Raw genomic sequence first — 9,269 nt, forward strand, 5'->3', positions numbered from 1 at the left:
CACATTGTGCGTCTGATCGAAGCCGGCCTCGCGCATGTTGCGGAACAGCTGCGCGCAGTAGTGGCAGCCGGGATCGAGCACCTCCAGCGCCGTGGGACGCCCGGCGGTGTACCCGCCGAGGTAGGTGGCGTCGGCGGGGGCGAAGTCCGCGGCATCCCAGGTGCGCAGTCGACCGGGGACCGTCGCGATCGTGTCGCCCACCGACGCGAACTCGCGGCCGAAGGCGCCGAACACGTCGCCCTCTCCGATCGCCTCCCAGAACCCGGGCTGGATGGCGTCGATCGAGCACGCCTGCGCGGCGAGGGAGCAGGCCTGCGCGTTCTGCTTGTCGCACGTGCCGTAGACGAGGAGGTTCAGGCCGCTGCGCCCGACGAGATAGAGGCTGACGATGAGGCTCAGCACCATGAGCCAGGCGAGAACCTCGATCGCGATGCTGGCCGGCCGCACGAGGCGTGGCGCGCGCACCGCCAGGGGCGCCAGGAGCGAGTTCTTGACGTCGTCGCGGAAGGTCGTGTCGCACGGTCGCAGCGTCACCCGGCGCCACGCGCACCCCCACGCCTTCCCGAGGAGCTTGCGATACTTCGCCGATACGGCAGAGAGCACGAGCACGACGATGAACGCGACGATGCAGACCACGTCACAGTCCCTTCATCATCGCGGTCATGACCTCGAGGGTGCGGTCGATGTCCGCGTCGGTGTTGTGGGCGCCCACGCTGAAGCGCACGAGCGGGCCGAGGCCGCGGCGCTCCAGAATCCAGTAGTGCGCGCAGAACGCGCCGCTGCGGACGGCGATGCCGGCGCGTGCGAGGAAGGCGGCGAGCCGGTGCCCGTCGACGCGCTCGGGCAGCACCGAGATCACGGGCGACGCGTCACCGATCATCTGCAGGCGCGGGAGCGCGGCGAGCCCCGCGTGCAACCGCCCACCGAGCCGCGCCTCGTGGGCGGCGAGCGTCTCTCCCGCGCCGCTGCGGAAATCGCCGAGCCACTCCAGGGCGGCGCCGAAGCCGATGATCTCCGCCCATGCCTGCAGACCCGGTTCGAGCCGGGTGTGCGGATCGGGCAGCAGTGCGAAGTCGTCGGCGGTCACGGCACTCACTTGGCCGCCGCCGACCATGACGGGCTCGAGCGAGAGCAGCAGCTCACGGGTGGCGACGACGACGCCGAGCGACGGTCCGTACATCTTGTGCGCCGAGAAGCAGATCGCGTCGGCGTCGAGACCGCGCAGAGACTCCAGGGCGTGACCGGCTGCCTGCGCGGCGTCGACGATCACGATGCCGCCGACGCGGTGCACGCTGGTGATGAGTTCGCGGAGGTCCGGCGTCACCGCACCGATCACGTTGTCCATCGCCGACACGACCACGACCGCGTCGCGCATCGTCTCCGCATCGACGAGCACGCGTGCGTCGTCGTCCCGCTCCACGACGATGCGAGGGATGCCGGCACGCCGCGCGGCCGCGATCGTCGAGAGGAAGACCGCGTTGTGCTCGGTGACGGTGGTGACGATGCGGGCGAAGCGCCCGGCAGGCAGCGCCGACAGCAGCAGGTTGAGTCCGTAGGTGGTGTTCAGCGTGAAGGCGCACGAGTAGTGGCGGGATGTCACTCCCACGGCGGCGAGCGCCCGTTCTCGCCCCCGTGCCACCTCGGCATCCACCCGCCGCCCCGCGTCATAGCGCACACGCCCGCCGCAGGCGTAGAGGTGCAGGTAGTAGTCCTGGACGGCGTCGATCACGGGCTGGGGTCGCAGCGTCTGGCAGGCGGAGTCGAGATAGACCTCGTCGCTGGCCAGATAGTCGAAACCCGGACGGCCCGCGGACCTCGCCTCGGCAGCGCGGGTGACGGGCGTTCCCTCGGCGCGCCGACCGAAGAGCCCTCGTCGGATCGGGCGGCGCGCGGCATCCATGCCGCCATTGTGGTCGGACCTCCCTTTCGCGCGGCGGCGCTCCGGCCGTGAAAGATCCGGGCGCCGCCGAGGCTCAGCTGAGGCTGCCGATGACGTCCAGCCGCAGCTGGGCCGCCACCGCGATCACGAGGTAGTCCAGCACGACGACCAGGGGCAGCCACGACAGCGCCACGGCGCCCATGCGCCGCGCGCCGTCCGCGCCGCCCCAGACGCCGTCGGCGAGAGTCCAGCCCAGCACCGTCCAGAACAGCGGGATCGTCACGAGCCAGATCACCATGCACCAGGGGCAGAGCGACCCGTACTCGAAGACGCTGCGATACGCGAGCACGTGCACGAACACGAACGCGCCCGCGACGAAGATCGCATACACCCGCCAGAACCAGGTGCGCAGCCCCGCGGGGGCGGCCAGTGCCGAGACGCCCGCATAGATGGGCCCGAAGAACAGCATGATGCCGATGATCGCGTTGCTGAATCCCAGCAGGTTGCCCCCCGGTGACAGCAGGTTCGGGCCGCACGTCACGATCGGGCTGATGCTGCAGCTGATGAGCGGCGTCCCGCCCGTCAACTGACCGATGTACTCGAGGTACAGCAGGAACGCGACGATACCGCCGAGTGCTCCGGCGACGATCCACCAGATCGCCAGGCCCCGCCGCGGACGGTGGAGGCGAGGCGCCGCGGGAGCGGTCGCGAGGGGAGAAGGCGCAACGATCATGGCGCCATCGTCTCTCGCCGCGGGTCGCCGTGCGGTCTGGATGCGCCGGAATTATCCCGCCGACATGGCCCGATTGCGGCCGTGGGAGAGTCAGCGCGCCCGCGGGTGCGACGTGAGGTACACGTCACGCAGGGCGTCGACGGTCACGTGCGTGTAGATCTGCGTCGTCGCGACGGAGGCGTGACCGAGCAGCTCCTGTACGACGCGCACATCGGCCCCGCCCTGGAGGAGGTGCGTCGCGAACGAGTGCCGGAAGGTGTGCGGCGACACGTGCGCCTGTAGGCCGGCGCGCTCGGCCGCCGCCTGGATGATCAGCCACGCGCCCTGGCGCGACAGCGGCGCCCCCCGCGCGCCGAGGAACAGTCGAGGGGTCGCATGCCCGCGACGTGAGAGCTCCGGGCGAGAGCGGGCCAGATAGGCGTCGACGGCGGCGCGGGCGTACGAGCCGACCGGGACGATGCGCTCCTTCTGCCCCTTTCCGCGCACGCGCAGCAGTTCGGTGTCGCCCGCGATGTCGTCGACGTCGAGCTGCATCAGCTCCGAGACGCGCGCGCCGGTGGCGTAGAGCAGTTCGAGCAGAGCGCGGTCGCGAAGGCGGATCGCGTCGGTCTCGGTGGCGATGCCGGGCGCGGGGCCGGCGGCATCCAGAAGCGCCGCGATCTGATCGATCGTCAACGCCTTCGGAAGGCGTTGGGGCGTCTTCGGCGGGGTCAGGCGATCGCTCGCGTCGGAGACCTCGATCCCCTCCCGCACCAGGAAGCGGTGCAAGCCGCGCACCGACGATTGCAACCGCGCCAGAGACGTCGCCGCCGGCGGCGGATCGGCGGCGGCGCGCTCGGCGGCGAACTGCGCGACGACAGCCGGGGTGATGTCGGATGTGTCCTCGACGCCGGCGGCGGCGAGCCACTCGCCATAGCCTCCGAGATCGCGCTGGTACGCCGCGATCGTATGCTCCGAAAGGCCGCGCTCGATCGTGATGTGACGCAGGTACGCGTCGATCGCACGCTCGAGCTTCACCGCATCATCCGCTCCGACGCATGCTCACCGATGCCCGTCACCGCGCGTGGCCGGATCCGTCCTCGCCGATGCTCCGTGACCGCCGCGGCCAGGGTGCGTCGCCCGGAGCCAGCGTCGCCCAGTCCCGCGCGCGGGACGCGTGGGCGGCGAGCGCCCCGACGACCAGTGACGGATTCTGCACGCGGCGCGCGAGCACGGCGTCGACGACCTCGTCCAGCGGCACCCACCGCACCTCGATGTCGGCTTCTTCCGCCTCCCGGGCGAACGTCTCCTCCGCCGCACGCAGATCGCGTGCGAGGTAGATGCGGATGGTCTCGTCGCTGCCGCCGGGCGAGGTCATGAACTCCCCCAGCACGTGCCAGGATGCCGCGACAAGGTCCGCTTCTTCGGCCAGCTCGCGCTGAGCCGCCACGAGCGGCGACTCACCGCCGATGTCGAGCAGCCCCGCCGGGATCTCCCAGTCACGCAGCCGCACCGGGTGGCGGTACTGCTTGATGAGCAGCACCCGATCGTTCTCATCGAGCGCGAACACCGCCACCGCGCCGGTGTGATCCATGTACTCCCGGACGATGGACGCCCCGTTGTAGGCGACCTCGTCGCGACGGATGTTCCACACCCGTCCGACGAACGGCGTCTCGCTGCGGACGACCTCGACCTCGACCTCCTCGTCGGTCAGTGGCGCCGCCGCCGTCGGGTCAGTCACCCTCGACCTCGAAGAGCTCGCTCGAGCGGTGCCGGTCCAGTGCCGCCGCGATGAGCCCGCGGAACAGAGGGTTCGCTTCGGTCGGCCGCGAACGCAGCTCGGGGTGCGCCTGCGTGGCGATGTAGTACGGGTGCACGTCGCGCGGCAGCTCGACGTACTCGACGAGCCCGTGGTCGGGCGACAGACCCGAGAACCACATGCCGGCGTCGGCAATCTGATCGCGGTAACGGTTGTTGACCTCGTAGCGGTGGCGGTGACGCTCGCTGGCACGCTCGGCGCCGTACACCTCGGCCGCCAGCGACCCCTCGGCCAGTTCGGCCTCGTAGAGCCCGAGCCGCATCGTGCCGCCCATGTCGCCGTGGTCGATGATGTCGACCTGCTCGGCCATCGTCGCGATCACCGGGTGCGTGGTGTCGGGATCGAACTCGCTGGAGGAGGCTCCCTCGATGCCGGCGACGTTGCGCGCGTACTCGATGACCATGCACTGCAGACCCAGGCAGATGCCGAGGGTCGGGATGCCCTGCTCGCGGGCGAAGCGCAGGGCGCCGAGCTTACCCTCGATGCCGCGGATACCGAAGCCACCGGGAACGACGATGCCGTCCAGCGCGCCGAGCGCCTTCTCCGCGCCCTCCGGCGTCTCGCACAGGTCGGAGGCGATCCACTGGACCTGCACCTTGGTCTCCTGCGCGAAACCACCGGCCTTGAGCGCCTCGGTGACCGACAGGTAGGCGTCGGGCAGGTCGATGTACTTGCCGACGAGACCGATCGTCACCTCGTGCTTGGGGTTGTGCACGGCGTTGAGGACCTTGCTCCAGCGCGTCCAGTCGACCTCGGCCGCCTTGGCGCCGAGACCGAGCGCATCGACGATGTAGCTGTCGAGGCCCTGCTCGTTGAGCATCGTGGGGATGTCGTAGATGGAGGGGACGTCGATCGCGTTGACCACGGCATCCTCGTCCACGTCGCACATCAGCGCGATCTTGCGCTTGTTCGACTCGGTGACGGGGCGGTCGCTGCGCAGCACGAGAGCGTCGGGCTGGATGCCGATCGAACGCAGGGCTGCCACGGAGTGCTGGGTGGGCTTGGTCTTCTGCTCGCCCGACGCGCCCATGAACGGCACGAGCGACACGTGCACGAAGAACACGTTCTTGCGTCCGAGCTCATGGCGGATCTGGCGCGCCGACTCGATGAACGGCTGCGACTCGATGTCGCCGACGGTTCCGCCGATCTCGGTGATGATCACGTCGGGCTTGGGCGACTCGTCGGCCTGCAAGCGCATGCGGCGCTTGATCTCGTCGGTGATGTGCGGGATGACCTGCACCGTGTCGCCGAGGTACTCGCCGCGGCGCTCGCGCGCGATCACCTGGGAGTAGATCTGCCCCGTGGTCACGTTGGCGGCCTGACTCAGCTCGATGTCCAGGAAGCGCTCGTAGTGCCCGATGTCGAGGTCGGTCTCCGCACCGTCGTCCGTGACGAACACCTCGCCGTGCTGGAACGGGTTCATCGTGCCCGGGTCGACGTTCAGGTACGGGTCGAGCTTCTGCATCACCACGCGCAGTCCGCGCGCCGTCAGCAGATTGCCCAGAGACGCGGCGGTCAAGCCCTTCCCCAACGACGAAACGACACCGCCCGTCACGAAGATGTGCTTGGTGGTGTCGCTTGAAGTCTTGCCCGCCGTCTTACCTGCTGAATGAGTGTCCGTCACGGGCTTTCATCCTATCAGTCCGGAATGGCCGAGGCTCAGAAGCTCCCGGGCGTGGTCGAGCGCGGTGGTCGAATCAGCCAGCCCCGACAGCAGTCGCGCCATCTCCGCCTCGCGGTCGGCGCCGGTGAGCGCGCGGACGCTGGAGGCGGTGACCGAGCCGTCGCCGGCTTTGACCACGCTGAGGTGGTTCGAGGCGAAGGCCGCCACCTGGGCGAGGTGGGTGACGACGATGACCTGACTCGTCTCGGCGAGGCGTGCGAGGCGGCGACCCACCTCGATCGCGGCGGCGCCGCCGATCCCGGCATCCACTTCGTCGAACACGAAGGTGGGCACACCGCCGGTGCCCGCGATGACCACCTCGATCGCGAGCATGACGCGGCTGAGCTCGCCCCCGGATGCGCTCTTGGCGACCGGGCGGGGCTCGGCGCCCGGGTGCGGCGCCAGCAGAATCGTCACCTCGTCCCGGCCGGATGCCGACGCCCCACCCTCCTCGACGGCGACGACGACGCGTGCGTCGGGCAGCGCGAGCGCGTGCAGCTCCTCGGTGACGGCGGTCGCGAGCCGCTCCGCCGCCGCGCGACGAGCGGCCGTGAGTCGTTCGGCGGCCGCGTCCAGGACGGCCGCGGCGTCGCGCTCGTCGCCGCGGAGACGCGCGATGCGCTCTCCGTCGTCGTCGAGCTCGGCGAGACGGAACGCGCCCGATCGAGCCAGCTCGAGTGCGGCTTCCAGGCTGCCGTGGGCACGCACGATGCTCGTCACGGCGGCCCGGCGCTCCTCGACCGCGGCGAGTTCGTGGGGGCCTGCATCGTCCAGATCCGCCAGGTACGCGCTCAGCTCGGTGGCGAGATCAGCGACCCGATACGAGATGTCGTCGAGGATCGCTGCATGGGCGGCCAGCACGGTGTCGGCGCGGACCACCCTCTCCAGCGCGCGACGCGCCTCGGCGACGAGCAGTCCCACATCGGGGACGTCACCGCCGCCCGACAGCGCATCGTGGGCGATGGCGGCCGCCTGGCGCAGTTCCTCGACGTTCGACAGTCGTTCGGCACGTTGGGCGAGCTCGATGTCTTCGCCCGGCTGCGGATCGACCTGCTCGATCTCGGCAAGAGCAGCACGCAGCTGTTCGGCTTCGGCAGCGCGCGCCTCGGCGTTGCCGGTGATCTCCGCGATCTGGGCGGCGAGCTCACGCTGCGCGGCGTAGGCCTGCCGGTACTGCTCCAGGACGGGCCCGATCTCCGCGGCGCCGAAGCGGTCGAGCGCATCGCGCTGGGCTGCGCCCGAACGCAGCCGGAGCTGATCGGACTGGCCGTGGACGACGACGAGCTGCTCGGCGAGTTCGGCGAGCACGCCCGCGGGCGCGGCGCGCCCGCCGACGCTCGCGCGGCTGCGTCCCTCCGCGGTGACCGTGCGGCCCAGGTACAGCTCGGCGCGCCCGTCACCGATCGGTTCGACCTCTCCCCCGGCATCCGCCACGCGGTCAGCCACGGCGCCCGACTCGGGGACCAGCCACACGCCCTCGACGGCCGCCTGGGCTGCGCCGGCACGGACAACGCCGGAGTCGGCGCGCGCGCCGAGAAGCAGGCCGAGCCCGGTGACGACCATCGTCTTGCCGGCACCGGTCTCTCCGGTGATGGCGGTGAAGCCGGGACCCATCGGAAGCGTCGCGTGAGCGATGACACCGAGGTCCCGGAGCGTCATCTGCTCGATCACGCGCGCCCCTCCGCGCCCATCGGCCGTGACGCTGAGGTCTCATCGGGACCGCGCCATCCGGTCACCGGCAGCTGGAACTTCCGCACCAGCCGGTCGGTGAACGGAGCCGGATGCAGGCGCGCAAGGCGCACGGGCTGCGAGGACTTGCGCACGACGACACGAGCCCCTGGCGGCAGGTCGTGAGAGCGTCTGCCGTCGCACCACATGATTCCCGTGCCGTCCGTGCGCGCGAGCACCTCGATCGCAACAGTGGCCTCCGGTGCCACCACCAGCGGGCGCGCGAACAACGCGTGAGCCGACAGCGGAACGACGGCGATCGCGTCGACGGTGGGCCAGATCACCGGGCCGCCGGCGGAGAAGTTGTAGGCCGTGGACCCGGTCGGGGTCGCGATCACGACGCCGTCGCAACCGAAACTCGACAGCGGCCGGCGGTCGATCTCCATGACGACCTCCATCATCCGCTCCCGCGCCGCCTTCTCGACGGTGGCCTCGTTGAGGGCCCAGGTCTCGTAGATGACGTCTCCACCCGCGTCCTTGACGCGCACGGAGAGCGTCATCCGCTCCTCGACCTGATAGTCGCAGGCGATGATGCGACGCATCGCGTCGTCGATGTCGTCCGGATCGATCTCGGCGAGGAAGCCGACGTGCCCCATGTTGATGCCGAGGATCGGGGCGGCACCGTCGCGCACGAGCTCGGCGGCGCGCAGAATCGTGCCGTCGCCGCCCAACACCACCGCCAGCTCGATGTCGGTGACCGCGACGTCGGCCCCCAGGGCGGCGAGGGGGCCGAGATCCGACAGCGCATCCACCAGCTGCGGGTCGTCCACTGCGAGCACCGGACGAGCATCGGCGGCGATGAGCGCGGCGATCACGCGCCGAGCCGCTGCCACCGTGTCGTCGCGGCGCGCGTGCGCCACGACGAGGATGGAGCGCGGCGTTGTCGGATCTGTCATACCGCTCCCGTCGCTTCGTCGATCGTCCTCAGCCATTCTGTCGGATTGCCATGAGAGGCCGGAGCGTCACCATCATCCTGTGGGCGCTGATCGCGCGGGCGCAGGTGGACGAGGTATTCGTGATTGCCGTGCGTGCCGGCGAGGGGCGAAGAGATGAATCCCGCCGTCGCCAGCCCCGCATCCCACGCAGCCCACAGCACCCCGGCCGCAGCGTCGGCGCGAGCCGCGGCATCCGTGACCAGGCCCTCACGCACACCGGTGCGCCCCACCTCGAACTGCGGCTTGATCAGCAGGATGATGTCGCTGTGCGCCGGCGCGACAGCCGCGATGGCCGGCACCACCAGCGTGAGCGAAATGAACGACAAGTCCGCAACGATCACATCGGGGTGGACGGGAAAGCCCGCCGCGTCGGAGACCGACGCCGCCGTCATGTATCGGACATTGAACCCCTCCACGAGGCAGACGCCCGCATCGCCTCGGATCGAGGGAGCCAACTGGTCATGGCCGACGTCGACCGCGACGACCCGACTCGCTCCACGCTCGCGCAGTACCTGAGTGAACCCGCCCGTCGA

8 protein-coding genes and 1 pseudogene are annotated in these 9,269 nt (G+C 70.4%); all 9 read right to left on the reverse strand.

The window, feature by feature from the left end; translation table 11 throughout:
• A pseudogene (locus BGN98_RS06220) lies at window positions 1–636 on the reverse strand (hypothetical protein); the annotation flags it as partial.
• Between the two features lies 1 nt (window position 637).
• Window positions 638–1,900 (reverse strand): aminotransferase class V-fold PLP-dependent enzyme, encoded by a 1,263-nt coding sequence (locus tag BGN98_RS06225; protein WP_288120268.1) that lies wholly within the window; start codon window positions 1,898–1,900, stop codon window positions 638–640.
• Window positions 1,901–1,973: 73 nt separating this feature from the next.
• A complete protein-coding gene (locus BGN98_RS06230) occupies window positions 1,974–2,612 on the reverse strand; it encodes a vitamin K epoxide reductase family protein (protein ID WP_288120270.1) in 639 nt (212 codons plus the stop codon).
• Window positions 2,613–2,702: 90 nt separating this feature from the next.
• The gene (xerD, locus tag BGN98_RS06235; RefSeq protein WP_288120272.1) at window positions 2,703–3,629 is read right to left on the reverse strand and encodes a site-specific tyrosine recombinase XerD; all 927 of its coding nucleotides are present in this window, start codon (window positions 3,627–3,629) and stop codon (window positions 2,703–2,705) included.
• A gap of 37 nt (window positions 3,630–3,666) precedes the next feature.
• On the reverse strand, window positions 3,667–4,332 hold the full coding sequence (locus tag BGN98_RS06240) for an NUDIX domain-containing protein (protein ID WP_288120274.1): 666 nt from the start codon (window positions 4,330–4,332) through the stop codon (window positions 3,667–3,669).
• Entirely contained in the window at window positions 4,325–6,034 is a 1,710-nt protein-coding gene (gene pyrG, locus BGN98_RS06245) for a CTP synthase (RefSeq protein ID WP_005055183.1), read from the reverse strand. The genes BGN98_RS06240 and pyrG overlap by 8 nt, the downstream gene beginning before the upstream one ends.
• Window positions 6,035–6,040: 6 nt before the next feature.
• Entirely contained in the window at window positions 6,041–7,744 is a 1,704-nt protein-coding gene (recN, locus tag BGN98_RS06250; protein WP_005055184.1) for a DNA repair protein RecN, read from the reverse strand.
• The gene (locus tag BGN98_RS06255) at window positions 7,741–8,697 is read right to left on the reverse strand and encodes an NAD kinase (protein WP_288120278.1); all 957 of its coding nucleotides are present in this window, start codon (window positions 8,695–8,697) and stop codon (window positions 7,741–7,743) included. The genes recN and BGN98_RS06255 overlap by 4 nt, the downstream gene beginning before the upstream one ends.
• The coding region (locus BGN98_RS06260) for an SAM-dependent methyltransferase (protein WP_288120280.1) at window positions 8,694–9,269 on the reverse strand (576 nt) is incomplete at its 5' end. The genes BGN98_RS06255 and BGN98_RS06260, both read right to left, overlap by 4 nt.

Origin of the sequence: Microbacterium sp. 69-7, from assembly GCF_001897985.1 — a bacterium.
GTDB lineage: Bacteria > Actinomycetota > Actinomycetes > Actinomycetales > Microbacteriaceae > Microbacterium > Microbacterium laevaniformans.